At 41.1% G+C, this 26,715-nt stretch carries 26 protein-coding genes; 14 read left to right on the plus strand and 12 right to left on the minus strand.

Annotation, left to right across the window (positions count from 1 at the left end; translation table 11 throughout):
• Positions 1–26: 26 nt before the first annotated feature.
• Entirely contained in the window at positions 27–1,880 is a 1,854-nt protein-coding gene (locus EHQ64_RS10840) for a SpoIIE family protein phosphatase (protein ID WP_135649507.1), read from the minus strand.
• A 234-nt stretch (positions 1,881–2,114) separates the two neighbouring features.
• A complete protein-coding gene (locus EHQ64_RS10845) occupies positions 2,115–3,344 on the minus strand; it encodes an alpha/beta fold hydrolase (protein ID WP_135649548.1) in 1,230 nt (409 codons plus the stop codon).
• Positions 3,345–3,442: 98 nt separating this feature from the next.
• Here EHQ64_RS10845 and EHQ64_RS10850 point away from each other — a divergent pair, with 98 nt between their 5' ends.
• Positions 3,443–3,877 carry a hypothetical protein gene (locus EHQ64_RS10850; protein ID WP_135649508.1) on the plus strand — a complete coding sequence of 145 codons (435 nt, stop codon included), beginning with the start codon at positions 3,443–3,445 and terminating at the stop codon, positions 3,875–3,877.
• Between the two features lies 1 nt (position 3,878).
• Here EHQ64_RS10850 and EHQ64_RS10855 read toward each other — a convergent pair whose 3' ends face one another.
• Together EHQ64_RS10855 and EHQ64_RS10860 are read right to left on the minus strand one after the other, a co-directional pair.
• Positions 3,879–5,429: a glycerol kinase 5 gene (locus tag EHQ64_RS10855; protein WP_135649509.1), complete on the minus strand. Its 1,551-nt coding sequence runs from the start codon at positions 5,427–5,429 to the stop codon at positions 3,879–3,881.
• A gap of 179 nt (positions 5,430–5,608) precedes the next feature.
• Positions 5,609–6,037: a host attachment protein gene (locus tag EHQ64_RS10860; protein WP_135649510.1), complete on the minus strand. Its 429-nt coding sequence runs from the start codon at positions 6,035–6,037 to the stop codon at positions 5,609–5,611.
• Positions 6,038–6,531: 494 nt separating this feature from the next.
• Between EHQ64_RS10860 and EHQ64_RS10865 the strand changes: the two genes are divergently transcribed.
• The 8 genes from EHQ64_RS10865 to EHQ64_RS10900 all read left to right on the plus strand — a co-directional run bounded on the left by EHQ64_RS10865 (position 6,532) and on the right by EHQ64_RS10900 (position 14,762).
• Entirely contained in the window at positions 6,532–7,284 is a 753-nt protein-coding gene (locus EHQ64_RS10865; protein WP_210410845.1) for a hypothetical protein, read from the plus strand.
• Between the two features lie 65 nt (positions 7,285–7,349).
• Positions 7,350–8,003, plus strand: coding sequence for an HmuY family protein (locus EHQ64_RS10870; protein WP_135649511.1), 654 nt, complete (start codon positions 7,350–7,352; stop codon positions 8,001–8,003).
• Positions 8,003–10,504 carry a TonB-dependent receptor plug domain-containing protein gene (locus tag EHQ64_RS10875; protein ID WP_135649550.1) on the plus strand — a complete coding sequence of 834 codons (2,502 nt, stop codon included), beginning with the start codon at positions 8,003–8,005 and terminating at the stop codon, positions 10,502–10,504. Before EHQ64_RS10870 ends, EHQ64_RS10875 begins: the two co-directional genes overlap by 1 nt.
• A 6-nt stretch (positions 10,505–10,510) precedes the next feature.
• Complete coding sequence (locus tag EHQ64_RS10880) at positions 10,511–10,861, plus strand: bleomycin resistance protein (protein WP_135649512.1); 351 nt, start codon at positions 10,511–10,513, stop codon at positions 10,859–10,861.
• Positions 10,858–11,715: a heme/hemin ABC transporter substrate-binding protein gene (locus EHQ64_RS10885; RefSeq protein WP_135649513.1), complete on the plus strand. Its 858-nt coding sequence runs from the start codon at positions 10,858–10,860 to the stop codon at positions 11,713–11,715. Before EHQ64_RS10880 ends, EHQ64_RS10885 begins: the two co-directional genes overlap by 4 nt.
• Positions 11,712–12,839 carry a FecCD family ABC transporter permease gene (locus tag EHQ64_RS10890; RefSeq protein WP_135649514.1) on the plus strand — a complete coding sequence of 376 codons (1,128 nt, stop codon included), beginning with the start codon at positions 11,712–11,714 and terminating at the stop codon, positions 12,837–12,839. Before EHQ64_RS10885 ends, EHQ64_RS10890 begins: the two co-directional genes overlap by 4 nt.
• On the plus strand, positions 12,836–13,690 hold the full coding sequence (locus EHQ64_RS10895) for an ATP-binding cassette domain-containing protein (RefSeq protein ID WP_135649515.1): 855 nt from the start codon (positions 12,836–12,838) through the stop codon (positions 13,688–13,690). Before EHQ64_RS10890 ends, EHQ64_RS10895 begins: the two co-directional genes overlap by 4 nt.
• Positions 13,677–14,762 carry a hemin-degrading factor gene (locus tag EHQ64_RS10900; protein ID WP_135649516.1) on the plus strand — a complete coding sequence of 362 codons (1,086 nt, stop codon included), beginning with the start codon at positions 13,677–13,679 and terminating at the stop codon, positions 14,760–14,762. The genes EHQ64_RS10895 and EHQ64_RS10900 overlap by 14 nt, the downstream gene beginning before the upstream one ends.
• Positions 14,763–14,813: 51 nt before the next feature.
• Here the strand turns inward: EHQ64_RS10900 and EHQ64_RS10905 are convergent, their stop codons facing one another.
• The 4 genes from EHQ64_RS10905 to EHQ64_RS10920 form a co-directional block, all read right to left on the minus strand.
• Positions 14,814–15,242 (minus strand): DoxX family protein, encoded by a 429-nt coding sequence (locus EHQ64_RS10905; protein WP_135649551.1) that lies wholly within the window; start codon positions 15,240–15,242, stop codon positions 14,814–14,816.
• Between the two features lie 130 nt (positions 15,243–15,372).
• Positions 15,373–15,795 carry an EamA family transporter gene (locus EHQ64_RS10910; protein WP_135649517.1) on the minus strand — a complete coding sequence of 141 codons (423 nt, stop codon included), beginning with the start codon at positions 15,793–15,795 and terminating at the stop codon, positions 15,373–15,375.
• A 44-nt stretch (positions 15,796–15,839) separates the two neighbouring features.
• Complete coding sequence (locus EHQ64_RS10915) at positions 15,840–16,487, minus strand: MORN repeat-containing protein (protein ID WP_135649518.1); 648 nt, start codon at positions 16,485–16,487, stop codon at positions 15,840–15,842.
• A 56-nt stretch (positions 16,488–16,543) separates the two neighbouring features.
• Positions 16,544–17,773 (minus strand): metallophosphoesterase, encoded by a 1,230-nt coding sequence (locus tag EHQ64_RS10920; RefSeq protein ID WP_135649519.1) that lies wholly within the window; start codon positions 17,771–17,773, stop codon positions 16,544–16,546.
• Between the two features lie 134 nt (positions 17,774–17,907).
• Here EHQ64_RS10920 and EHQ64_RS10925 point away from each other — a divergent pair, with 134 nt between their 5' ends.
• Positions 17,908–19,671, plus strand: coding sequence for a GAF domain-containing SpoIIE family protein phosphatase (locus EHQ64_RS10925; RefSeq protein WP_135649520.1), 1,764 nt, complete (start codon positions 17,908–17,910; stop codon positions 19,669–19,671).
• Between the two features lie 4 nt (positions 19,672–19,675).
• Here the strand turns inward: EHQ64_RS10925 and EHQ64_RS10930 are convergent, their stop codons facing one another.
• The gene (locus tag EHQ64_RS10930; RefSeq protein ID WP_246048724.1) at positions 19,676–20,659 is read right to left on the minus strand and encodes a zinc-binding dehydrogenase; all 984 of its coding nucleotides are present in this window, start codon (positions 20,657–20,659) and stop codon (positions 19,676–19,678) included.
• On the opposite strand from EHQ64_RS10930, the gene EHQ64_RS10935 reads away from it, so the two are divergent.
• Positions 20,659–21,726, plus strand: a complete 1,068-nt coding sequence (locus tag EHQ64_RS10935) for a LysR family transcriptional regulator (RefSeq protein WP_135649522.1) — start codon at positions 20,659–20,661, stop codon at positions 21,724–21,726. The two genes, EHQ64_RS10930 and EHQ64_RS10935, sit on opposite strands and share 1 nt — an antisense overlap.
• Before the next feature lie 2 nt (positions 21,727–21,728).
• Here the strand turns inward: EHQ64_RS10935 and EHQ64_RS10940 are convergent, their stop codons facing one another.
• The gene (locus tag EHQ64_RS10940) at positions 21,729–22,913 is read right to left on the minus strand and encodes a M14 family metallopeptidase (protein ID WP_246048715.1); all 1,185 of its coding nucleotides are present in this window, start codon (positions 22,911–22,913) and stop codon (positions 21,729–21,731) included.
• A gap of 363 nt (positions 22,914–23,276) precedes the next feature.
• Between EHQ64_RS10940 and EHQ64_RS10945 the strand changes: the two genes are divergently transcribed.
• Positions 23,277–23,561 carry an LIC10816 family protein gene (locus EHQ64_RS10945; RefSeq protein ID WP_036089130.1) on the plus strand — a complete coding sequence of 95 codons (285 nt, stop codon included), beginning with the start codon at positions 23,277–23,279 and terminating at the stop codon, positions 23,559–23,561.
• Positions 23,562–23,658: 97 nt separating this feature from the next.
• Positions 23,659–24,321, plus strand: coding sequence for a DsbA family protein (locus tag EHQ64_RS10950; RefSeq protein ID WP_167882386.1), 663 nt, complete (start codon positions 23,659–23,661; stop codon positions 24,319–24,321).
• Between the two features lie 111 nt (positions 24,322–24,432).
• Here the strand turns inward: EHQ64_RS10950 and EHQ64_RS10955 are convergent, their stop codons facing one another.
• The gene (locus EHQ64_RS10955; protein WP_135649523.1) at positions 24,433–25,455 is read right to left on the minus strand and encodes a zinc-dependent alcohol dehydrogenase; all 1,023 of its coding nucleotides are present in this window, start codon (positions 25,453–25,455) and stop codon (positions 24,433–24,435) included.
• A gap of 91 nt (positions 25,456–25,546) precedes the next feature.
• Here EHQ64_RS10955 and EHQ64_RS10960 point away from each other — a divergent pair, with 91 nt between their 5' ends.
• Complete coding sequence (locus EHQ64_RS10960) at positions 25,547–26,152, plus strand: TetR/AcrR family transcriptional regulator (RefSeq protein WP_135649524.1); 606 nt, start codon at positions 25,547–25,549, stop codon at positions 26,150–26,152.
• Positions 26,153–26,156: 4 nt separating this feature from the next.
• Here EHQ64_RS10960 and epsC read toward each other — a convergent pair whose 3' ends face one another.
• Positions 26,157–26,702, minus strand: a complete 546-nt coding sequence (epsC, locus tag EHQ64_RS10965; RefSeq protein ID WP_135649525.1) for a serine O-acetyltransferase EpsC — start codon at positions 26,700–26,702, stop codon at positions 26,157–26,159.
• Positions 26,703–26,715 lie beyond the last annotated feature (13 nt).

Raw genomic sequence — 26,715 nt, forward strand, 5'->3', positions numbered from 1 at the left:
CGTGATTCCTGAACTTCGCTTATTAACTAAACCGCTTCTTTTCTTTGTTCCGAAGAGACTTCTCCGGATTTTCTTTTTACGAGTTCTTCCAATTTTTTGAGGGAAATTTTCAGATACTCATTCGTAGGCGCACTCTTGATACCTTGTTGAAGTACCTTGATCGCCTTAGGGGTTTCGTTATCTTTCAAATAACATCTTGCCAGTCTCAAACTGGATTTTGCGTAGGTGTGGTCGATCGCGAGAGAACGTTTTAAGGCGCGCTTCGCTTCCGGAATATTCTCTAACTCGTAGTAAGCTCTTCCGAGTAGATAATGGATATGCTCCGATTCTTCTCCGCTTGTCCTGATATATTTTTCGAGGAACTGAACGCTCTTTTCGAAATTTCTATCTCTGTAATACATCTTTCCAAGAAGAACAAGACTGTCTTTTAAAGACTCATCCATGGAGAATACTTCCAGGGCTTTGTCGTAAGCTACTTGGTCTTTCTTAGCTTTTGCAGCTGACTTAGCTAAAGATAATAAGGTCTTTGCTTTTCCAAGTTCCGGATTACATTGAAGAGCTAAAAGAGAAACGTCGTCTCCGTTACGAACATCTCCTTTATATCTTTTGAATCTACCGATCAAGGAGCCGACTAAATCCGAAACATAGATCTTATCTCTTTGTTCCTCGATAGTTGCCTTTTCTTGGCGGATCCATTCTATAAATCTTTGGTTTCCTAATTCTTGGCGTTGGTCGTTTTTCTGTTCAGTGATCCCGTCAGTAGGTAAGAATAGAATATCTCCCGGAAGGATCCGTCCGTGTTTTTCTTCGAAGTTACTTCTTTCCACTTCGAAAATCCCTAGAGGAACTCCTTGGGTATCCAGCTCTTCAATTCTTCCATGACCATTATGGTAATGAAGCATCTTCTGGTGAGCCGCATTTACATAAGAGTAAGTATAGTCACTGTATACTTTCAGAATGAACGCAGTAAAATAAGTGCCATCCGGAAGCTGTGGCCGAACGGATTCACCCAACTCGGCCAAAGTTTCGGATAGTCCCATACCAAGGGATGTACAACGTTGGAATTGATAGTGGATAGACATCGTGACTAACGCGGCAGGAATACCGTGTCCGGACACATCCACTATGATAGCTGTGATCGAGTTTCCTTGTCTGACTACGTTAAAATAGTCACCTGAAACTTCGGTCATCGGCTCGTAATAAGTTCCGAAATGAAGACCGTTCCAAGGAGCGATCGTAGTTTCAACGATCTGGCTCTGGACGTTACGGCCCATTCTCATGTCCCATTCCAATTGTTTTAGGATCTGGGCCTCTCTTTCGTTCGCGTGAACCAAACCTTGGATCAAACGAACACTAGTGATTGCTAATGCAAGCTGGGAACCTAATGCTTCTAAGATCTCCAGGTCATCTTCTCTATAGAAAAATTCGGTATCACATTCTACCGCGATCGTTCCGAGACAATCTTCCTTATACATGATCGGAACACACATAACTGCACGAGTTGTCTCGCCCTCGTCTATGTATTCCGCGTGATGCGTTAAGTCTTGGATCAGAAGAGGCATACGGGTCTTAAATGTGAACCCTGAATAACCTTCATCCTGACTGAGATCTCTGCGAGGCGGTATAGTTTCTTTTAAGAAGCGAGAAGGGACTAGAAAATTCCCCTTCCACATCCTAAGAGTGGTATTATCGCATTCGAAGATATCCTTACAGAGGCTTATTACGATATCGTAAAGTTCCTCTTCCTTATCCGCGTTTGCGAATTCCTTACTAATATAGAGAAGGATGTCGATCTTGTTCTTCTCGGTTAAACCGCCTACGACCTTCCTTGCTCCGCGAAAACTTACGACTTTTCTTTGCCCGAATTTGAGTTCTATCATGGTCAAGCACCTCTACGAATCTGATTCTATTTTTCTTGGGATCCGTTTCGCTCTACCAAGATCTTATGCAAATAGCGTACCAATTCCTCATAGAGGGAAATAATGCCTATTTTCTGGGATGCGTGATATGGAATGCCTATTAATTAGGCATATAAATCTTGGAGCATGCTTTCAACTTGGTGATATAAAAGGAAGAATGCTGCTCTTTTGAGGTAGTATTTGAAGGATTATGTCTTAGGAGACTCCGATTTTCTTTCGGAATTTCCTTTTTAATTTAAAGAACCAGCCTAACTTTTTAGAGGTTCCAAACTCTCTCAGGAAGCTTTCGACTTTAGGGAAGACATCATCTTCTGCTCTTTCTGCTAGGATCAAACAACCATGTCCGTAATCGTCGCTTGCCCCTTCTTCTCTTGAGATCACTTGGAATTTTTTGACTTTGGCTCCAGCTCTTTCGTAAACGAAACGAACCGTGTCAGGAGTAGCGATCGCGTCATTTGCACCTGCGATAAAAAGGCTAGGAACGGTAATCTCTTTTTGCAGATCTATATAATCATAAAATCCGTTCAAAGAACTCATCCTTTTAGTTTCGATCCAGGACATGAATTGTTCTATAAGGCCTTCGCTGATATTTTCGATCGCATTCTTCATTACTTTTTTAACGGTTCTAGGACGGGTTGCTCTTGGATTATATAAGATCTGATCGATCGGAGTATAAATTTCTCCTGCCAAAGGAGCGAGCATAGAAGCTCCGAATTTTAGATCCAAAACTTTTCGTGCTCTTGGAAATCTGGAAAGTAAGCCGATCAAACTTAAACCCAAATGATTTAAATTTCCGGGACCACCCAAAGAAACGAAACATGAGATCTTTTCTTTTTCCGCCTTGGATGCAATTCCCAAATAAGAATAAAAGATCATGGCCCCCATAGAATGTCCGATCCAAGTCGCTCTTTTACTCTCAGTTAAAGAAAGCACCTTGGAAACGATTGCAGGAACATCATATTTTACTAAATCGTCAAAAGTAAAATCCTCGTAGCCTCCCCTGCTTTCATGGTAGGAACTCCCGGCACCTCTAAGAGATACAGCGAAAACCTCGTAACCTCTTAACTTTAAATAATAGGGAAGAGAATGTCTTTTGTCCAAATCGATGACGTATTTGTTTGTTGCGATCCCATGTACGACAATTACAGGTGCTAACTCAGGATTCGGGATCGGAGGAATATGTCTATGGAGGGCGATATTCCATCCGTCTTTTGTTTTTGCATAATGGACTTCGTCAGCAATATCTTCCTGACCGTATAAACGGGAAAACCAGTCTAAAAGAACGGGATATAAGATCAGAACTGCGATCAGAAAAAGGGAAAACAGGATCGCCAATGAAGAAGCGAACACAGCAAAAAAGATGATCGCGAAGAAAGTCGTGATCAGATAAAAAGGACCTCTTCTATTTTTCAGGATCGCAATCACAACTGAGAAGATTGTCTTAGACAATACGAATGTCAAGTATTCCCAAACATGCTTGCATGGAATTTTGATCGGATTAAAATGACAAAAGAGTTTCTTCGATGGATAAAAAACTAGACTACAGACTTTATCGTTCTCCTTCCGGCTGGTACAGTATGGTGATCCCGGGTCATTGGCAAAATATTGTAATCGAAGGGATTCCTGCTTTTTTCGAGGAGAATGGCGCAGGTGCGATGCAGGTATATGCTTTCGAGAACAAGGAAGGCACATTCGATCCGGAACAAGAGATGGAAAGATATCTAACCACTCACAAGATAGAATATGAATCGGATAAGGCCGCTTTTTTTGAGAATAATGAAGGTACTAAAATTATCGCCTGTGAATTCCTGAAAGAAGACGGAAGGCATTGGATGGTGTATTCAATTTCAGCAAAAAAAAGAATGATCCTGATCACTTATAATGGGGACGAAGCCCCTACGGAAGAACTTGCAGAACAAATTACCACCGTAGTCAGCTCCATTCGTATCCAGGAATGATCTAATCTATCCTAAGAGTGGATTGTACAGCTCTATGCCAACGCTCCAGTTTTACTTCTCTAGTTTTTAGATCCATCTTAGGTTTGAAAATTTTATAACCTCTTTCAAGTTTACTCAACTCTTCCAAACTTTTCCAATAACCGGAACCTAAACCTGCAAGATAAGCAGCGCCTGTAGCGGTCATATCCGGCTCCGGAGCTCTCTTCACATCTACTTGGCAGAAGTCCGCCAAACATTGTAATAGAATATCCGACTGAGAAACTCCTCCGTCCACCATGATCGCGCTTACGGGGACCTTGGTGTCTTTTTTGATCCCTTCTAGAATATCAAATAAAGATAATGCAATTCCTTCCAGTACAGCTCGGGCAACATGCCTTCTATGTGTCGCAAGTGAAAGTCCGAAAACGGATGCCTTTGCATTCGGATTAAAATGAGGGAATCTCATACCGGAAGCAGTCGGCACAAAGATGACTCCCTCAGTGTCCTGGGTTTGGGATGCAAGTTCGTTCAAAACTTTCGGAGTGTCCGAAAGTCCGATCCCCTTTCCAAGCCAATCTATAAGAGTTCCTACAGTTCCGGTAAAACCTTCCAACATATATGTAGGTTTACCGTTCAATCTCCAAGCTACTAGGGGGAATAAACCTCTCTTAGAAATTTTAGGTTTATCTCCCATATTCATATCTACGAAAGCACCTGAACCTTGGGAGATCTTTACTCCACCCTTATCAAAGCATGCATGACCGAATAACGCAGCCATTTGATCTCCGACTACTGCGCGGATCGGGATCGCAACTCCGCCAAAAAGAGAAGGATCCGTATTCCCGAAATCTGCAGCAGTATCTTTGACTTGCGGAAAAATTTTCATAGGTATGCCGAAGATCCCACAAAGAGGAGCATTCCATTGCAGCTGAAAAGGATTGAACATACCAGTAACTGTAGCGTTAGAAGGATCGCTCACATGTTCTTTTCCTTTGCTAAGTTTATATACAAACCATGTATCTAGGGTACCAAATAGGATCTCTCCCTTCTTTGCTCTTTTTTTCAATTCTGGATGATGATCGAAAACCCATTTTAAACGAACCGATGCATGATCGGTCGTAAACTTCAACATGTAGGTAGCAATCAACATCGGATGACCGGTGATACTACCCAAAATTTTGGAAACGAATTGTAGGATCTTCCAAACCGTATTCGAATTCATGTTAGAGGAAGTTTTTCCAGCTCTTACGTCTGCCCAACTGATCAGTTTAGTAAGAGGCTTTCCTGTTGTCTTATCCCAAAGCAAAAAAGAGCCTCTTTGGTTACAGATACCGAGACCTTCTATATTTGCAGGTTGGTATTTTTTATTCTTAAATGTTTTTTTCAGAATGGATAGAAGTGCCTGCCAAAGTTTTTCAGGATCGTGCTCGAGGGCACCCGGCTCACTTATGATAGGCGGAGTCTTTTCATACTGACGGGAAACGATCCTACCTTTTTTATCGAATACGATCGCTCGTATTCCGCTTCCACCGCTATCGATAGAAAGAATGAATTTCTCTTTTGAGGCAGCCATGGACCCTCTCTCCCTTTTTTCTGAGGTAGAATCCTTGGAGATTCGGTCTCGTCAAGTGAATAGTATTCGCGATTTTAAAGTCGAACGAAGTTCAGTATCAATCTTCTACCCTTATCGTTTAAGCATAAAAAAACCGCCCGAAGGCGGTTCTATAAAAATCGATTTGGATCTTCTGCTCTTTAAGCTTCGCTGACCAAAACACTTTTTAAATGATTCATCAAATTGGACTCTCTCTCATGCACTATATCCTTAGGCATCTTATGATAGATCCTTTCTCTGGATTTATCATCCAACTTGCCAAGGATCATTCCCATAAAGCCAGGCTCTGAAACTAATATAAAATTAGAAAAAGAGTCCTTCTTCCTTTCTAAATTCACAAAATCGCAAAGTTTACCTGCAAAGGCTGCAGCCACCCTCTTCTTAGGTTCATGAAAAAAATCAAAGTCGGATCGGGAGGCTTGTCCAGCACCCGTTACTAGATCCGAATTCCTAAGCCTTCCTTCCGGATTTTCCATCGATTGCACCAATTTCAAACCGTTAGACGGTCCTTGGTATTCGAAAATTTTCGCCTCGCTTCGGTTCGCAACCACCACCCATTTTTTTTTCATATATTACCCTCCTAACTTATGAAACTTCTCCTTACCAGACGGCTCGGATTTCGGCGAAGTAGTTTTAACCCAAGTAGAAGAGCCTATCAATAACTTTTCCCGAAGTGCATTCGTTTCTGAAAAAGAAAGCGATAGAAACATTTTTTGTATAATAAAGCCGTAACGAATGTTAGGACAAGGTTTCACCTTTTTAAGAACAAAGGATTAGAAAAATTCAATATAGATCCAAACTATTCCTAGATTGTTTGGCGATAGAACATACTTATCCCTGCACTCAGTCATTTCTGCAGACATATATCAATCTATACTCCGGTCGGATATAGGGCGTTTCTGGAATTCTTTACTGGACTTTTCAGCTCTTCTTCTGAGAATTGTTCTCAATCTTGGTTGACATATTGGATGACATTTTGATTTTGAGTTTTAGACTCATTTCGAAGTAAAAATATAGAAACATGACTCCTACTAATGAGAATTGAGTCTCAACAGGAGTATACATGAAACGGAACACAACCAAGATCCTAATGATCATGATTTTAGGATTAAGCTTCTTAACGAATTGCGACTCAGGCTCGAAGGAGTCGAACGCTGCCCTTATCCTTGGAGCATTGAACAGCTCTTGTGTAGATGCAGCAGTTGCAAGTAATGAAACCGCGGAAACTGCTATAACCGCTGGGATCAATACTTTTCAATTGATCAACGTTCCTTCTGCAGGTGCAGCAAGACATATAAGAATTGAAGGAGCTCTGACTCAAGCGCCAAGCGGACATGGAACCATCTATCTAGCAACTGGATACACTGACGGTTTAGCAGGAACCACTGCTACCGTGAGCAATACTGCCGGAGACGGAAGACACGTGTTGAACCTGTACCAAGGCGGACCTCTGGTATATAGCGGTTATTCTGGAGTCACCGTATACGGAACAGATAATGGAGACGCTCCGACTGCTCTTGGCGGAACAGGAACTAGCCTCTTCTCGGCTTTCGCAACTAGCGCAAGCGATATTTGTTACGATATCACAGGAGACACTACTCCTAGACTTACCGTTTGGGCAACTGGTTACAAAAGTGCAAATTGTAAGAAGAGATGTACCCTAACTTCCTCAAACGCGATCATTAACAAAGCTGATTGGACAAATGGAGCCGGGATCGGTTCTACAGGTAGCACAAGCACTTACTATAAGACCGGAAGCTCTGCAACCGGAGTAACTGCAACTAAAGTAGTAACTTATAGTACTACTGCTCTTTAAAAAATTTGGCGGTCGAATTTCGGCCGCCTACTGTAATTATTATTGAAAACGGGGGTTTCTAAATAATGAAAATATTATATTCATTTTTCATTATTCTTATCGGGGTTTCTACCGCATTTTGCGGCCCATCTAACGGAGGAGAGGACGGCTTAGCTCTTTTGGCTGCGCTGGAAGACGGAGGAGCAGGCGGATGTATCAAAGCCCCCGGAGAAACTACTACAACAGGATCCGGCACTAAAACTACTCAAGTAAATGCAACCGCAAGTGGTTGTTGGGTTTATTTAGATCTTAAAGCCGGCGGAGTAGAGACTACTAAATCCGGAACCTGGGATCTAAGATTTAAAAGATTCATTATAGGAACAAACAGCGGCGATAGCGGAACAAGAGACGGTGGCTCTTGTAGGGTCGGAGATGGAGATCCTGTGACCGGCATCAATGATGTAACGGGCGTTGGAGATTGTATTAGCCCCGGTCTCGAAGTTGACGCAGTTCAATCTCAAACAGGTGGTGGAGGTTTCGGGACCGCCACAGAAAGTGCAAGCCCTGCTCTTTGGACCTGGTATAATTATAACGGAACTACACATGTTCTCAGCCCTTATCCGATCGGATATTATATCCAAGGCTCGGATGGTGTATCTAAGTTTGCATTAGAAGTAGTCGATTATTACGACGGCGCAGGTACAAGCGGATTTCCTAAAATCACTTGGAAGCCTCTCTGATGGAGAAGATGAGACCATTTTCTCTTCTTAAAACTTTATATCTGATCCTTTTTTCCGGACTCTGTATCATCGGGGTCCCTATTTTTTCCCAAGGAGAAGTTGCTCCGGAGAAAAAGGTAGAAGAAAAACAAGACCCGGACGGCCAAAAGACAACTCCGGAAACGAATAAAGAAGCTGGTAACGGAACAAATGATAGAGGCTCTATCATTACAGTAACTGGTACCAGAAGAAAAGGTTTCTTAAAAGATTCCACGATCACTACAGAAGTGATCACAAGAAAAGATATTGATGCTATGGGTGCGAGGGATATTTCCCAAACCTTAGGAAACGTTCCAGGTATAGAAGTCCGCCCTGCTCAAGCGGGAGAACGTGGCGCTACGGTTCGTCTCCAAGGTCTCTCCGGACAAAACGTTCTGATCTTAGTCGACGGACAAAGAACTACAGGAAGATTCAGTGGTTCAATCGATTTAACAAGATTTAAAGCGGAAGATATCGAAAGGATAGAGATCGTCAAAGGAGCCTCTTCCGCTCTTTATGGATCGGACGCAATCGCAGGTGTGATCAATATCATCACCAAAGAGCAAAAGGATCCTTATACCGGAAACTTCAGAACGTTTATGGGAGGAGGAAATCCTACTTATTATGGAACAGGTTTCGAATTCAGGAATTATGCTTCTGCAGGAGTACGAAAAGGAATCGTCTCTACAACTTTTACTGCAGGATGGCATAGAGGAGATGGATACGATCTTACTCCTGATGCAACTCTTGGACCTAAGAACGGTAGGATAGAAAGCCTTTCTCCAAGTTATTCTCCCTTTCCAGTAGATACACCTCTCTGGACAAAAGTTTATCTTTATCGCAAAAAACTTCCGTATGAAGGTCCTTTAGAATCCACATCCGGAAGCGCTTTCGAAGACTTAAACGTTTCCAATAAAACTACTTTCGATATTTCGGAAACTTTTAAATTAGGATTCCAATTCTATTATAGATACTTAAATCAAAACGCTGTAGACGCCGTTCCTCCTCGAGCAGTCTACGATAGAAGTAATAAAACCCATGACTTCATGGGCGCAATAAATGCGGACTGGGAAGTTACTAAAAATCTAAATTTGAACGTAAACGCGAACTACGCCAGATTCTTCGATACATACACATATGATCAGAGAAAATCGGATGCCCAGGATAAAAGAGAAAAACTGGACAACGCGGTTACGGAAGTTAGGACCCGTTTAGATCATAAAATTTCAGAAGGCCATGTGATCTCTTACGGAGCGGAAACTTTGATCGATCAGTTTTCTTCTGCGAGGATCGCTCCGGATTGTAAACGGAATTTTCCGAATATATGCGCTAGTGATATTTTAGGTTCCTCTGATACTTATCAGACCCAAAATGGATATGCGCAAAGACAAAGAAATGCGATCTATATTCAGGATGAATGGAGAGTATCAAATGCTCCTAGGATCCAAATCGTCCCGGGAATTCGCTCCGACCATGACTCCATTTACGGAGGACAAACACTTCCGAAACTTGCGATCCGGTACGATGTAACCGATAAATTCAAGATCAGGGCCGCAAACGGTCTAGGTTATAGAGCACCAAGCTTCCAGGATCTATATTATAATTTCATAAATCCTGGTGTGGGCTATCGTGTAGCGGGAAATCCGGACCTTAAACCCGAACTTTCCAGAAGTTATAATTTAGGAGGGGAATGGGAACCGAATAAACTTGTTTGGTTCAGCTTCAACTTCTTCTACAATAATGTGGATAACTTGATCGGGTTCAGGACGAACCCTCAAAGGGATGCATCCGGATTACAGATCTTTAATACTTCCAACTATCAAAAAGCTCTTACAAAAGGGTTCGAGTCTTCTTTGACCTTTCGTGTTCATCAAAACTTCTCCGTAGGAACAGGATATACTTATACGGATACTAGAGACGAGCTTACGAATCTACCTTTGGAAGGAAGAGGATATCATAGATGGAATGCAAACATTCGTTTCGACCATCAACCGAGTGGATTCAGCTTCTCTTTGTTTGCGGTGATCTTTGGCAAACAACCGTACTACTGTACGAAAAATCCTCTTTGGTGTGATCCAGTACTACCGAGCGAATTTTCAGCAATATCCGCACAACTTACCGCAGAAGCAACAAATACGATCAATGCTCTATTTGGAAATATCCCGGGTGGAGTTCAGGAATATTGTACAGAAAGAAACCTATCCTACTGTACGACTGCAGCTACTTACGGAGTTCGTATGGTGAATCCTCATACCAACTTGAATTTCAGGGTATCTCAGAAAGTTTTGGGCACCTTTGAAATATTTGCAGGTGTGGACAACGTTTTAGATACATTCGATCTGACTTATAATCCACAAAAGCCAAGATTCTATTATGTGGGGATAGACGGAAGATTTAATGCTACTTCATCCGGTCCTGTCGATTATTCCGCATCGCCAATGCCTTCTACATCTCCGACGGCGGTTCCGTCCACAATTCGGTAGCCAATAATGAAAGACCCAAAACTACTATCCATCATTCCTCAACTTCCGGTTTTAAATCTCCAAAAAAGTAAGAAGTTTTATGTGGAATTTTTGGGTTTCGAGTTAAGGTCTGAATATTCTAATTTATTAATATTATTCCTGGAAGGACAAGAACTCCATTTATGGGGTTGTGACGATCCGAAAATCCCGGAAGTATCTAGCTGTTATATTCGTGTTCAAAATATAGATTCCTATTTCGCAAAATATAAATCCGCGATTCATCCCAAAGGGACCTTGGAAGATAAACCATGGGGGATGAGGGAATTCTATGTTTCGGACCCTGATAAAAACCTTTTAAAATTCGGAGAACCGATATGAAAAAAATCCTGGTCTTGGCATTGTTCCTTTGCCTTCCCGCAAGTTCCGTCTTTGCACAAAACAAAGAATTAAGGATCGTTACTTTGAACGGAACCGTTTCCGAAATCGTTTTTGCTTTAGGAAAAGGAAAATTAGTAGTAGGTAACGATACATCTTCCTTATATCCGCCGGAAGCATTAGCTCTTCCTAAAGTAGGATATCAAAGAGCTCTTTCAGCAGAAGGAATTCTTTCCTTAAAGCCTAATTTGATATTAGGTTTAGAATACGCAGGACCTCCGGAAGTGATCGAGCAACTAAAAGCAGCCGGCCTAAAAGTTATCATCTATCCTGGACTTCCCGGAGTACAACCTGCATTAGATAATATTCTTGCGATTGGAAAAGAGATCGGAGCAGGAAAAGAAGCCCAAAAAATCGTTCAGGACATCAAAAAAAGATCCGAACAGATCGCAGGCAAAATTTCCAAACTTAAATCCAAACCGAAAGTTTTGTTCGTATATCATAGAGGAACAAGCCTTGCTCAAGTTTCCGGAACTGAAACGCCAGCGGACGAAATGATCCGTCTTGGAGGTGGGACTAACGCAGTCGTAGGATTCAAAGGTTTTAAGCCGATCACTCCTGAAGCGGTTATCGCAGCTCAACCCGATGTGATCCTGATCCCTACTAGAGGATTCGAGAGTTTGGGCGGAAAGGACGGAGTATTCTCTCTTCCTGGAGTAAAAGATACTCCTGCAGGAAAAAATTCCAGAGTAGTTGCGATCGACGATCTAGTTCTCTTAGGATTCGGACCAAGACTTGGCCTCGGGATAGAAGAATTGTACAATTCACTTCATCCAAAAACCTCAGATAAAAAATGATCGTATCCTCTCCGGAAACTTCTTCTCCGGTGGAACCGGTAGTAGAAGAGACTAAAAAGAAAACAGGGCGAAAGGTCCCGCCGATCCTAGTATTCATCATATTGATCGTCGGGCTTTTCGGCATCGGTGTACTTTCTTTAAAATTCGGATCCATACAACTTTCAATAGAAGAGATCCTGAAAGTCTTATTTTTAGGACAAGACGCTCTCTCCGAGTTGGAAGTCCCACATTCTGTTATAATTTGGAATTTAAGAATGCCTAGATTGATCCTTGCGATGCTCGTAGGCGCTTGCCTCGCATCCGCAGGGGTTTGTATCCAAGGTCTATTCAGAAACCCTTTAGTAGAGCCGGGTTTTATAGGAGTTAGTCCTGGAGCAGCACTTGCTGCATCCGTCTGGATCGTATGCTCCGAAAAAATACTTACCTTTCTACCACCGGAATTCAAAGGTAAAGAAAGTATAATATTACAGTTATGCGCATTCGGTGGAGCGCTCGCGGTTTCCTTCTTCTTACATGTAGTCTCCAAAAGAGAAGGAGGAGGATTTTCCCTCGTTTTAGTTTTAGCTGGTATCGCAGTAAACGCCACCGTCGTTTCTCTTTTAGGATTTTTATCTTATCTAGCAGATGACACACAACTTAGGAACCTGACTTTTTGGAGTTTAGGAAGTATGGCTGTAGCAAGTTGGCATAAGATCTATCTATTAGGCCTTGTGTTAATGGTAGTCACATTCTTCTTTCCCGTTTTATCCAGAGGGTTAGACGCATTATCCTTAGGAGAAGCGGAAGCATTCTATACCGGATTTAAAGTCAAAAGGATTCGAAATCTTACCATCGTTCTCGCAAGCCTTCTAGTGGGCGTAAGTATTTCTATTTGTGGGAACATTTCCTTTGTAGGTTTAATTGTCCCTCATATTCTTAGAATGGTTTTAGGCCCAGGCCATAGGATCTTATTACCTGCATCCCTATTCGGTGGAGCATTTCTAATGGCGACTGCAGATCTCGCGGCAAGAACAGTTGCATTTCCCTCCGAACTTCCGATCGGGATTATCGCAGCCGGGATCGGTGGCCCTTTCTTCCTATTCTTGATCCTACAAGCAAAACGTAGAGAAGGAGAATTCAGATGAGTTTGGTTTTATCAGACATTTCTCTTTCTAGGGGAGGAAGATTTTTATTATCCGGAGTAAGTTTAAGTTTATATCCGGGAGAACTTCTTATCGTTCTTGGCCCGAATGGTGCCGGAAAATCCACCTTACTCAAACTATTCTCCGGTGAGATCCAACCCGATAAAGGGATCGTATTACTAGATGGTATTCCATTATCAAAATATGATACGGAAGAATTAGCGATCAGAAGAAGTGTACTTTCCCAAGAATCCGATATTCATTTTCCATTCACTTCGGACGAGATAGTCAGAATGGGAAGATCTTCTTCCAAATTAAGAGTTCCAAAACCTTTGGAAGATAAGATCACCGATTCTGCATTTAAAGCAGTGCATCTAGGAGAAAGAGAAAGATTCCAGATTTACAATAAACTTTCTGGTGGAGAAAAACAGAGGACCCAAATGGCAAGGGTACTAGTCCAAGACAAAGAGCCGACCCAAAGAGAAAGTTATGTTCTTTTGGATGAGCCAGGAGCATCGTTAGACCCGAATCGTATCCATACACTTTTGGAAAAAGCGAAACAGCTTAGTAAGGAAGGAAGAGGAGTTCTATGTATATTACACGATCTGAATTTAGCATTAAGATATGCGGATCGGATCGCAGTATTAAAAGAAGGTAAACTTCTCGCGGAAGGCGCTCCCGAATCCATCCTAGAAGAAAATTTCGTCCTACAACATTTCCAATTAAGGACCAGAAAGGTCCCATTTCCGGAGGGAGGATCTTATTTGATCCCCCTAGGTCCCGCAGAACCGGAATCGAATCATATGCCCTATTCCCCAAATGCTAAAGGAGTTAAAGAAAATGTCCATCGCTGAATCGTTAGAGATCGAAACAATTATCAAAGACTGGAAAAATATTAAAGAAACCCAGCCTCGTTTAAGAATGAGAGAAATCGCCTCCGAATTAAAAACATCGGAAGGAGGATTATTAGCCGCTTCCGAAATTTCGAAAGCGGAAGGATTCCCGAAAGTACAATCTCTTCAGACCAATTGGGGAGAATTATTTTCCAAATTAGGAGAACTGGGACACGTAATGGTATTAACCAGGAACGAAGCCTGTGTCCATGAAAGAAAAGGGATCTTTGAAAAAGTAAGTTCTGGCCCTGGTCATATCCTAGTAGTGGGCGCAGATATAGATCTCAGACTTTTCCCTGGAGTTTGGAAATTCGGATTTGCTGTAGAAGAACCTAAACAAGACTCCACTCAAAGATCCTTTCAGTTTTTCTGCGAGAAAGGAGGAGCTCTTTTCAAAATTTTCCTAACGGATAAATCGAATGTTTCCGCTTGGGAAAAACTTAAGACAGAATTTAAGAACGAGTCTGCCGATCTTTCCTCTCTATTCTCTACCGAAATTAAAAAGGAAGAGGCGGCTCCCGAGAAAAAAGAGATCAGCTCCGAAACGAAGGCAGAATTTTTAAACGATTGGGGAAAACTGGAAGATACACACGAGTTTTTCTCTCTATTAAAAAAACATGGAGTATCCAGGATACAATCCATGGAATTGGCCAAAGGAAAATTCACCAAGGCTGTCGAGTCTAAGGCAGTCTTAAAAATGCTGGAAAGAGCTTCCTTGGACAGAATTCCTATCATGGTATTCGTAGGAAATGCCGGATCCATACAGATCCATACAGGAGAAGTGACTAATATTAAAGTTTTAGAACATTGGTGGAATGTTTTAGATCCTGAATTCAATCTACATTTAAGATCCGATCTGATCGCAGAGACTTACATCGTAGACAAACCTTCCAAAGACGGAGTGATCCATTCCATGGAAGTATACGATTCCAACGGAGAACTCATCGTGCAGTTTTTCGGAAAAAGAAAACCGGGACAACCGGAAAGAACGGATTGGGTCGGTCTGTTAGATCAAGTCGCAGTTCTAACCTGATAAACAGTTTTGTAAGCTCTTTGAGAGAACAAAGAGCTTACAAAATCACTTTCAAACACTCTTATGTGTTTCTATATAAAAATCCGCTGAGATACGACCTGATCCATACAAAGAGAAATGTAAGAGCAGAAGAAGTATCATCGAAGCATAAGGTAGATTCGATCCTGGAGATACGAACCCTTCCTTAGAATGGATGAAGAGAACCGCTCCTACTAACACAGGTAATTGCAACATCGCAGAAAATCTGGTTAAAAGTCCCACCATTAGCAAGAGACCTCCGCAAATATGCGCGATCACAATATAATGAGCGAGCAACGTGGATGCATATGGAGCATTATTCAATTCCATAATTCGGATCAAAGCACCCGTATCAGTAAGGAATTCAAGTCCTTTATAAACTAAAACTCCACCCAGATAAACTCGAACCATATCGATCCACCAATCTCGATGGGTCTCTAACCAATCATGCCATCTTTCCATACGGACCTCCGCCCAGCGATGGAACATTCTATCTTTCTTTAAATGAAAATCAAGATCTCTTGTAAAAAAGAATAAGCTTATAATCGAACAATCGTTTATTAAAGAAGGAAAATAACTCTTTGAGATTATATCATTTCCATACTAATACGAATAATCCCGCTCCAATCAATCCGGTACCTATTAATATTTGAAGCGTAATCGGTTCTTTCAATATCCAAAAGGATAGAATTAAGGTTACTATAATACTTGCTTTATCGATCGCGGAAACATAAGAGACGAGTCCCTCTTTCATTGCCTTATAATAAAAATACCAGCTTATACAAGTAGTTATCCCTGATATAATCAGAAACCACCATTGAGATATAGATATACTTGGCAATTCTCGGAAATAGTTCCCGTAAATTCCCAAACCCATAAGTAAAGAAAATATAACGGTAGTGCGGACTAATAGTCCGGTTTCTGCAGAGACATCTTGGATACCGACCTTAGCTAATATCGCCGTAACTCCAGCGGCTAACATCGAAAGAATTGCGTATAAAACCCATTTTTCCATCCAAATCTCTCCGAGTAAAATCAGGTCCGTTCTTTATCACCATACTACTTACAGAACAGTTTACGATTCTCTAATTTACATTTCAGGGCTCTTCCGGCCTTTATATATTTCCCGTTTCCACTTCCTTCTCCAGAAAACGCACCGCTAAATACGGAGCCGTCTCTAAACACATAACGTCCTGCACCTGACTTTCTATCTTCGGACCAATTTCCTTCGTATCTATCTCCGTCGGAATATGCAAGAGTCCCCCAACCTTCCCTCATCTCGTCCACGAATCTTCCGGAATAAACGTCTTTAGTATCATACACATAGATACCTTCTCCATTCTTGCAATTTCCTTTCTTGCATCCGGAAGAACCGCTTGCATAAGATCTTAAATTTACTCCTGGACTTGGCTCGGGTTTTCGTTCGATCGGTTTTCCTTCCGCGTCCTCGTCGAAATATTCTCGATTGGAAAGATCCGAATCTTGGTCCCGATCATCCGCTTTCTTTTTAGGCTTTAACCTTTCTATCTCTGAGTTGGATTTAGGTTTTGGTTTAGAACAATGTATGAGGGAAGAAGAAACAAAAAAGAAAAGAAGAATGAAGCAAAAAGATCTAAGAAGTATTCCCTTATGTCCGGAGCTTATTTTGTTCTGAGAACTAAAAATCGAAAATACTGAAAACCCGGACGAAAATACTTCTTTGAACATCCCAACTCCTAGATACCCGTCAAAGGAGCTTATAAAAGTCGGGATGTCAATTCGAATCAGGCTTTTTCTAAAACTAGCAAAGTGATTTCAGAAGGAGCTCCTATCCTAAGTGGAGGGCCCCAATATCCGGTACCTCTACTCACATACAATTGGGTATCTTCCCACTTACTTAAGCCCGCTACGAATTTCTGGAATAAATGGATAAACACGTTTCCAGGAAAATATTGTCCACCATGAGTATGGCCGGATAATTGCAGATCATATCCGACCTTAGCAGCTTCAAAAACCGAATTTGGTTGGTGGGCGAGTAATACTTTATAGTGTGCATCTTCCGTTCCAAGAGAAGCTTGTTTCGGATCCGTTTTATGACCAGGGATGATGGTATGGGCCTTATAATCAGTCACTCCTGCAACCGCGATCTTAGCTCCCTGATGCTCTATTAATTTATTCTGATTTAGCAATACTTGAATGCCTAGATCTTCCAACTCACGGATCCAAGCAATCACTCCGGAATAATACTCATGGTTTCCGGTCACAAAGAAAGTACCGTATTTTGATTCTAGATCTTTTAATGGAGTAACATGATGTTTCAGCATATTCACTGTACCATCTACCAAGTCTCCGGTGATAGCGACTAGATCCGGCTCCAACGAATTTGTCTTCTGAACGACACCTTCTAAAAAATGCCCCTTGATCGTCGGGCCAATATGAATATCCGAAAGTTGTGCGATCTTAAATCCGTGCAATCCTTCCGGAAGATCTTTTACTTTAATACTTACTCGTTTGATAGAAGGAGTTTTTTTCGCTTGGTAAAAACCAAATGCAGTCATTCCTCCAGCTATTCCTAATAGAGCAAAAGAAGAGATCCTAGATAAAAAATCTCCTCTTGTAAACTTCTCCACTTCAGAAGAAATACTAGTAGTTTCCGAACTAGGAATACCTTTGGACTGAAATAGATCTGAGAGAAAGATTGCAGACTTCCAAACTAGATTTCCTAAATCCTTAAAAATTACGAAAGAAACCAAGATGGTGGCAAATCCCAAAGTTGTGAATGCGGAATATGCCCAAAATTTTTGCCATGAAGTCTCTCTATAAAAGAGGCTCAAAATATATGCACTCGGAGTGAGTAAGACCAAAAAAACCACTCCAATCCAAAGAAAGACTTTTTGAAGAGTTCCCAGTTCGAAGGGAGCGATCAAACGACTTGTCGCGTACGAATAACCTAGAAAAAGAATGCATGTAAAAATGCTGAGAAAAACAACGAGCCTTTGCAAATCGAACTCCATACTCACTAACTCTTATATCCGACCGAAAAAAATGCTCGGAGTTCCTCGAAATTCCGTCTTTCTTTGATTTTGTTCCTACAGAAAACGACAATCCGTTGACTTACTTAACGATCCATGAGAGTCTTGCCCCATCTATGTCCAATCTTGACTCGGAAGCCAGAAAATACAAAAGCCTACTGAACACGAGTACTATCCTAAACGCCAATCTGGACCTATACCAACTACTTCCTCTTATTATGTTATATTCCAAGGATCTATTGGAAGCGGAAGCAAGCTCCCTATTTCTATTAGAAGAAAAAGACGGATTCTTATACTGCGAAGTAGCTTTGGGAGAAAAAGGAGAGATCATCCAAAAATACGCAAGATTGGAGCCCGGCCAAGGTATCGCAGGATGGGTAGCAAAAGAAAAAAAACCGATCCTACTCGAAGACGCTTATACGGATCCTCGTTTTAATCCTGCATTAGATCAAAAGACAGGATTTCGCACCAGATCTCTTGCATGTGTGCCTTTATTCATCCAGGATAAAGTGATCGGAACTTTAGAGATCCTGAATAAATCCCAAAATCGTAGTTTCGAAAACTCGGATATAGAAGTGTTAAATTCACTTTCGGAGATGGCTGCGATCGCGATCAAGAACGCTCAGGCTCACGAAACCTTAAAAAAGAGAGTGTTGGAACTCCGACTTCTTTACGAATTCGAAAAATTAACTGTAGCAGAGAAGAGTATCAACGAGCTAGGAAATTGGCTTTTAGATAAAGTTTTGGAATTTTTAGAAGCAAAGGCGGGAACAATTTATCTCGCGGATCCTACGTTGGAAGTCCTACGCGTACTTGCCGCAAGAGGTATTCCTGAAGAAGCGATCCACAATATACAAGTCCCTTACGGAGAAGGAATTTCAGGCTGGGTAGCAAAGGAGAAACAAACTTTACTCATCCAAAACTTGGACGAAGATCCTAGATACGATAAATCCGCAAAATATAAGTTCGAAGCAAATTCACTTATCTCCGCCCCTCTATTATTCAGAGGGGAATTATTGGGAGTGATCAGCGTGAACAACAAGTATTCCGGATTTGCATTCACTCAAGCGGATCTAGAAATGTTAGGAGCGATCGCAAACAGACTAAGTGTCACGATCAAGAATGCGAATTTATTCCATAAAGTATTGGATACTGACAGAGAACTCAAACGTGCCCGAGAAGTGATGCATAAGATCCTACCGTCCAGTCTTCCTTATGTGGGGGGATTAGAGTTTGGAGTACAACATATTCCATACGATAACGTAGGCGGAGATTTTTATAATATTATAAAATTAGATGAGAATCTTACTGCAATTTTGATCGCAGACGTTTCCGGTCACGGACTTTCCGCCTCAGTTATAGCCACGGTCATTCATACGGTTGTTGGGACTTTCGATCCGGATACCTTATCAAGTCCTTCTAAATTTTTTACGGCTCTCAATTATGCTTTATATAATAAGTTGGCCGGAAATTTTCTGACCGCATTCTACGGGATCGTAAACACTTCTGCCAATACTTTGTCTTATACGAACGCGGGCCATAACCCTCCGATCCTTTATAGAAAATCCGAAGGAACATCCTTACATTTGGAAACGAAAGGAAAACTGGTGGGAGTGATCCCGGATCTATTCTTCGAGGAATATGTTACTTCTTTTCAACCGCAAGATAGATTGGTACTTTATACCGACGGTATCACTGAACATTCAAATGCAGAAAGAACAAGAAGATACAGCGAAGATCTTTTAACATTGGCAGTGCGCACTCACTCTCAATCAAATTCGGCAGGAGCTGCAGAAGCCTTATTGAAGGAATGTAGAACATACTGCCATAGATCCGATTTTGAAGACGATGTCACACTTCTGATCGTTGATCGAGTTTAGGATCTTAATTCCCTACTCTGACTGCAATCTTTCCGATTGCTTTACCTTCTTCTAATTTTTGATGGGCCTTTCCAATTTCAGTCCAATCGAAAATTTCAGGATCCACAATCGGTTTTATAATTCCCGCTTCCACAAGTCTGGATATTTCCGTAAGGATCTTTCCATGATATTCTCTTCCTACTCCTTTCAATAAAGGAAGAAGCATAAAGACTATACTTAGATCCAAACTTTTAGAATGAGCAGTAGATAGATCGAATGATCCGCTTCCATTGATAGTGATCGCTTTTCCTTTAATTCGAACCGATTGGATCACTGTTTGGAAACCTTCTCCTCCTGCAGTATCTAAACCCAAATCGAATTCACTAGTTCCGAAAATCCGATTCGCTGTTTCACGAATAGAATCTATTCCTCTATCTGCAACTGCTTCTGCACCCAAAGATAAAACCAAATTTTTCTTGGACTCTCCAGTAGCAGTGGAGATCACTCTTGCTCCAGCCCAACGCGCTAATTGAACTGCGATATGTCCAACCCCGCCGGCACCTCCAGTCACTAGGATCGTATTTCCTGCGGAAAGTTTTCCTTTATCGAAAAGACCTTCCCACGCAGTGATAGAAACTAATGGAAGGACTGCTGTTTCTTCAAAGCTGATATTTTTCGGTTTTCTCGCGATCAATTTGGAATCTACAAGCATATACTCGGCTAATGCACCACCGCTACCTGCAACTCCTCCTGCACATCCGAAAACTTCATCTCCCACTTTCCAAAACTTTTCAGTAGAAGGCACTTCTTGAATAATACCGGATACATCCCCATGTAAGACTGCGGGCAACTCCGGAGAAATAGGCGGTCCAAACTTTCGAATTTTATAATCTACCGGATTTACGCTAGTCGCTTTTACTTTCACCAAAACATGGCCTTCTTTCAGGCTCGGCTTTGGCAATTCTCCCATTTGGAACACTTCGGGCCCACCGAAGGATTGGATTATCATTGCTTTCAAATTCATTCTCCTTATATAAGAATCCGTCTGGAGTTTTTCTAAGACTATTGGTCTTGGATCGGCTTCATGCTTTACTCACGGATAATATAGATAATAACAAAAACTATATTTTCCACAATACCTTGCATTTGAAAGAGATTCTTTCCAAAATGGAAAGAATGAACCTGGAAAACCTATCCGATCTGGAAATTTTCGAAGCAGTCTGCAAGGAAGGTAGTTTTGCAAAGGCAGCTAAAAAAACCCGTAACTCCGTTCCGTCGGTTAGCAAACGGATCTCTAGACTGGAGAAATCCTTAAAAGTAATCCTATTCAACAGAACTACTAGATCTATGAAGCTCACAGAAGCAGGTCAAAACTTTTTGATCCGCTGCGAAAGGATACTTTCAGAGATCAAGGAAGCGGAAAAAGAAGCGAGTAAAGAAAAAGAAATGAAGGGGAAGATCAGAATGACTGCACCTCTTCCCTTCGCGTATCGGATCCTACCCGAATGTATCTCCGAGTTTTCAAATTTATATCCTGAGATCGGAGTAGAATTGATCTTCGCTAACGAAAAATCCAATTTAATATCGGAACAATTGGATCTTGCCTTTCGGATCATGAAACCTAACGGAGGATCAAAATGTCTTACAGTATTAGAAAATCCCGTAATTGCAGTAGCGAATCCTAATTACTTGGATCGTGTTGGAGTTCCGACACGATTGGACGACCTTTCCAAACATAAAATCATGTATGTAGAAGAGCATTCTAGGATCGAAGTTCCAAAAACTAAAAAAAGACTGCAGGACTTGAGTGGAGAAAGGCAAATCAAATCGAACCATGCCACTTTTCTTTGCGAATACGCGGCAAATGGAGGCGGAGGTATTCTATTCAGATCTTATTGGGATGTAGAGCCGTATCTACGTTCCGGAAAACTAAAAAGAGTTTTACCGAATGTAATCCTGGATTCGGGAACAATGGGATGTATCCTGTTTCCTTCCGAAAATGTACCGAAACGAGTCCGAAAATTCTCCCAATTTTTAGAAGAGAAGATCGGACTTCATTCTTTAGAAATAAAATAAGTTTATAATTTTGAAAATCGAGTGATCGTTTCTGGAAGGATCCCAAAAACATGATCCATCGCAGCGAGTCTCCAATCTTCTCTACTAGGATAGAACATTTCCTTAAATTCTTCCTTAACTCTTTCCGCCTCAGATTCGGATCTCGCGCCGAAAAATCGGATACGATTTTCGCTGATCATTAGAAAACTTCCTCGAATAGCGCCCCGAAAACTCAAGTTACCGAATGTTCCGAGCTCGACAGTAATCGGAAATAGGTCCTTTTCCTTTGCTAATATTTTTCCGAAGAAGTCTGTAAAATCTCCGGAAGTTCTATAAAAGTCTTCTTCCCCTTCGTTTAATAACAAACCGAAATCGCCGAATACTCTTTTTAAATTTTTATCTTCTCTAGAGCCTTTCTCCGCATTCTGCATGAGACTAATCCCGTTTTTCGCTCCGTATCCGGTATGAAAGTCCAATATCAAAATACGATCATAAGGTTTTAAAACTTTTTTGAAATACTTTCTAAGGGTCCTTACAACAGGTTCTGGTTTTCTTCCTCCGTAATAGATCCCTTTCGGAAATTCGTATTGTCCGTTTACGGCGGCATCCAAAACGTATTTCGCTCCGAATCTAAGCACCACTCCTATGAATCGAATGATAAAGAAAATATATTCGAAAAAGAATCCTCCGAATTCTGAAGCAGGGTTTAAGAAGGATTGGATCTTTCTGTAATTCTTATTCTTAAATTTTTTATGGAGTTTTTCTCTCTTAAGAGCGAAGTTCCGGTTTAAATCCACATTTCTCTCATTCACCCTGAGGAAGTTTTTAAAACCGAAAGCATTAATCCCATGTAGGATCAGAAAATCCGAATTTTTGGGAAGTTGATAAGGGTTTTTATCATCGAGTAGGAACTCCTCAATCCATCTGCGTTGGAATGCAGAACCTGCATAACCCTCTACTCCATGAATCCCAGAACTCATGATCACAAGCCTTTTGGCGCTTTTTTTCTTTTCGCCTAAATAGAAGATATCAACTTCCCCACCGTCTTTAGGGATTTCCAGACGATCATATTCGAAGCGGGAGAACTTGGCTTTTAATTGTTTTTTATAGGAAAGAAAGGCCTTTCTACAGGCTTCGTATGTTTCCAAATAGTATGATAATACATCCACTTTTATAATGTCTACTTTGGGTGGGGCTTTCCGGTCCAAAAAAATTCTTTCTTTTAGATTACGATTCGATGAATCTTATGGCTCGATTTATCACTTCTTACTCTCGATTTCTTCCTACAGAACCCGGCCAAAAATAGGTGATGTCCCGCAATCCGAAGACTTCGCTCATTAATAATTAAATTATTATAATATACTAATGAATATTATTAAAAAATAAGATAAACTATCACTTTCATGATAAATAGAATAAAAAATAAATTTAACCCTTAAGAACTACATCGTAGTTTTTATTTTAAACCGCTCGTTATATTACATGATGTTTTTTTAAACTATTTTTCAGAAAGATATGAAATGTGCAGAACCATCGAGCGGTCTAACCTAGTACCTTAAGGAGGTATGAACATGGATACAGTGACCATCTTCGCATTAGCGCTTTTGGCTGTTCCTGTGTTTGCCCGGTTTGCCCGAGTATCCAAGGATGCGATGAATCGCTATCACTTAATCGGATTAGGAGGTCTTTTCCTAATTCTAGGTGAAGCTACGAAGATCACAGCAGCTAAAGTTACACCAATTGCTGCTGTTCTTCCGATGATAGACATCGCAACTGCGATCCTAGCTTACGCGGGGGTACTTTTCGGGGTAGTATGGCTGTCGCTCTACTACGTCAAACACCCGAACGAAATCTAAAAAAGATCCTCCTATTTGAAAAGGAATGGAAGGCGGGACTTAGTTCCCGCCTTTTTTATTAGTTGGAAAAGATAAAAGAAGAATTATCCATGTATCTGTGAGTCTAGAAGTAAAACGTCCGGATACAAAACATTCCATCATCTATGTCGCCGACCCGATCTGCGCCTGGTGTTACGGCTTCGCCCCGGTTTTCGAAAAGATCCGGGAAAAATATTCTGACAAGATCGATTTCACCTTAGTGCTGGGTGGATTAAAATACGGCTCAGATACGGAAGTATTTTCGGAAGGTTTTACAGAAACGCTTAAATACCTATGGAAAGAAGTGGAAAGGACATCCAAAAGAAATTTCGAATATGAAATACTTAAGGACAGATTTATCCGTTACGACTCGGAACCCGGATCCAGGGCAGTCATCACTGCCCAAAGATTAAATCCTTCTCTCACTTTTTCGTTCTTAGATAAATTATTAGAAAGTTTTCACGCGAAAGGAAAGGATCCGAATGATTTCCAGACTTACGCTGAGATCGCAAAAGAACTTTCCCTGCCTGAGGATGAATTCAAAGAATTATACTATAGAGAAGAAACCCTATTGGAAACGAGAAACGATTTTAACTACGGATACATATTAGGGGTCTCAGGATTTCCTTGTTTAGTATTTTCGGATGGTTTGGATCGAGGAATATTAACGAAAGGATACTCTTCCTTTGAAGAGGTAGACGGCCTTTTAGGGGATTATTTCAGATCTATCGGACTATATTAAAAAACAAGGACGAGTTTCCTCGTCCTTAAGCCAATGTACTTTATAATTCGTCCGAAAACTTAGAGCACCGAGTAATACTAAGTCACGGGCTTCAAGAGCCTAGATAGGCTTTTATCTCACTACGATCAATTTCGTTTCTTCTTCCAAAAACGCATCGGCCGCATCCGACCAAGAAGCTTTTCTTGTGGTAACCTTAGAAGGATCAAATCCTTCCTCTTCGACTAAGCGTAAAATTTCTGGGATCCATTCTCTGGATCGAACTCTTCCTAAACGGATCGTTGCTCCATTATTATATAATTCTAAATAAGGGATCGGCACAGTATTGGTCCAGAAGATGGATGCAGAACCGAATTCTCCTTCTATTCCTAGAGAACGAAGACCGCAATCCCAACCTTCCGCTGTTCCGTTCGCATCTGCTACGATATCGAATTTACCGAAACTTTTCGGGAATTGATCGATCTGTTCTACTTTTATCCCGTAAGACTCAGCGATCTCTAAACGTTTTTTATCCGTATCTAAATAGATCAGATCCGCAGCCCCCATATGTTTTGCTAGAGCAGCCGTATAGAGCCCAATACTAGAAGCAAATCCTCCTAATACCAATACCGATCTGTTTTTATTTTCTTTTAAATGTATTCCTACAAGTTTCCAGGCTTCTACTATATTATCACTGATACTTGCGATCGCTGCCGGATCGGTTTTAGTAGAGAAAGGTATAAGCATCTCACTTGCATATGGTATCAAAACAGAATCGGATAATGCCCCTCCGAATTCTTTTGCACCCTTCCCCATTCCGTAGGCACTCGTATGAGGAACTGTGCTACAACTTTTAGTAAGGCCAGTCTCACAATTCGCACAATGTCCACAGGATATCTGGAATGGAACCGCTACCCTTGTTCCTTTCGGATAAATAGAAGAAAGATCTTCGCTAATATCTATAACTTCTCCCACAAACTCGTGCCCCAATGGAAAAGGTGGTCGGAACAATGTCTGCCCTCTTAAAATAGGAAGATCCAGATCGCATCTAGCGACTGCAAGGGGTCTCACTAAGGCCTGGTTCTTGCCAGAAATTTTAGGATCGGGAACTTCTACCCAATTTATTTGATTTCTTTTTATAAACTGCAATTGTTGCATAATCTCACCTCAATAGACCAGTTGGTCTATAAGCAAATCTGCCTTATAAAAATAGAATAGACCGGTTAGTCTATCATTTTATTTTAGCCTGATGAGCAAACGAAAACCGGAAAACCACCAGTCGGAAGGTCCTTTTGAAAGGATTGCATCCACTGCTGTCAGGCTTATGTATTCTCAAGGTTATGCCGGAACTTCTATCAATCAGGTAATCGATGAATCCGAATCTCATAAGGCAAGTTTTTATAGATACTTCCAAACGAAGGAAGACTTAGGAAAAGAATACATAGATAGGCAGGGTAGAGATTTTAGAGAGGCCTGGGAAAGACTTATGGAAAGATCCGAAAATCCAACAGAGTTTATCCATCGTTGGATGGCACTTTTAAAGAAGCAGGTGAAATCCGGAAAATATTTCGGATGCCCCTTAGCTCGATTTATGGGAAGCTTGGATAGACCCGATATAGAATGGGCAAGACAGAGTTCGGATGTATTAGAGAGCTGGATCTCTTGTTTAGAGAATTATTTCAATAAAAGTAAAAAGGAATTTTTATTACCTCAAAATTTCAATTCTAGAAGTAAAGCGGAACTGTTTTTGAAATTATTTCAAGGAAATTCACAATTTTATGTGATGACCCATGATCCTAAATATTTTATAGAATTAGAAGAAGAGATGTTATCCCAGCTTAAAAATATATTATAAAGATCTAAACTATTTTAGTCTTAAGTAAAGCTTTCCTTACCTTCTTTCCCTTTAGTCTCACTATTTTTCCCGGTGCTCCTACGACGGTACAATCGTTCGGGATATCATGATCTATAATTACTGCTTCCGCTCCGATCTTAACATTATTCCCTACTTTTACCGGACCGAGTACCGTGGCCCTAGCTCCGATCAGAACATTATTTCCCACGCTAGGATGACGTTTGCCTTGATGATTTCCGGTCCCGCCCAAAGTTACTCCGTGGAAGAGAATACAATCATCTCCGATCTCAGCTGTTCCCCCGATCACGATTCCCATACCATGATCGATAAAAAGTCCCTTTCCGATTTTTGCTCCGGGATGGATCTCTATTCCTGTCAAAAAACGGTTCAATTGAGAAATGAAACGTGCGATAAACTTCAGGCCTATTTTATGCAAAGGGTAAGCGATATACTTATGCATTAGAATGGAATGTAAACCTGGATAAAGTATAAATTCCATTCCCCTTGCGGCAGGATCGTTCTTGAAAATTGCTTGGATTTCCCGAATCATTATAGAAATTTAA

Source organism: Leptospira sarikeiensis (assembly GCF_004769615.1).
Classification (GTDB): Bacteria; Spirochaetota; Leptospiria; order Leptospirales; family Leptospiraceae; genus Leptospira_B; species Leptospira_B sarikeiensis.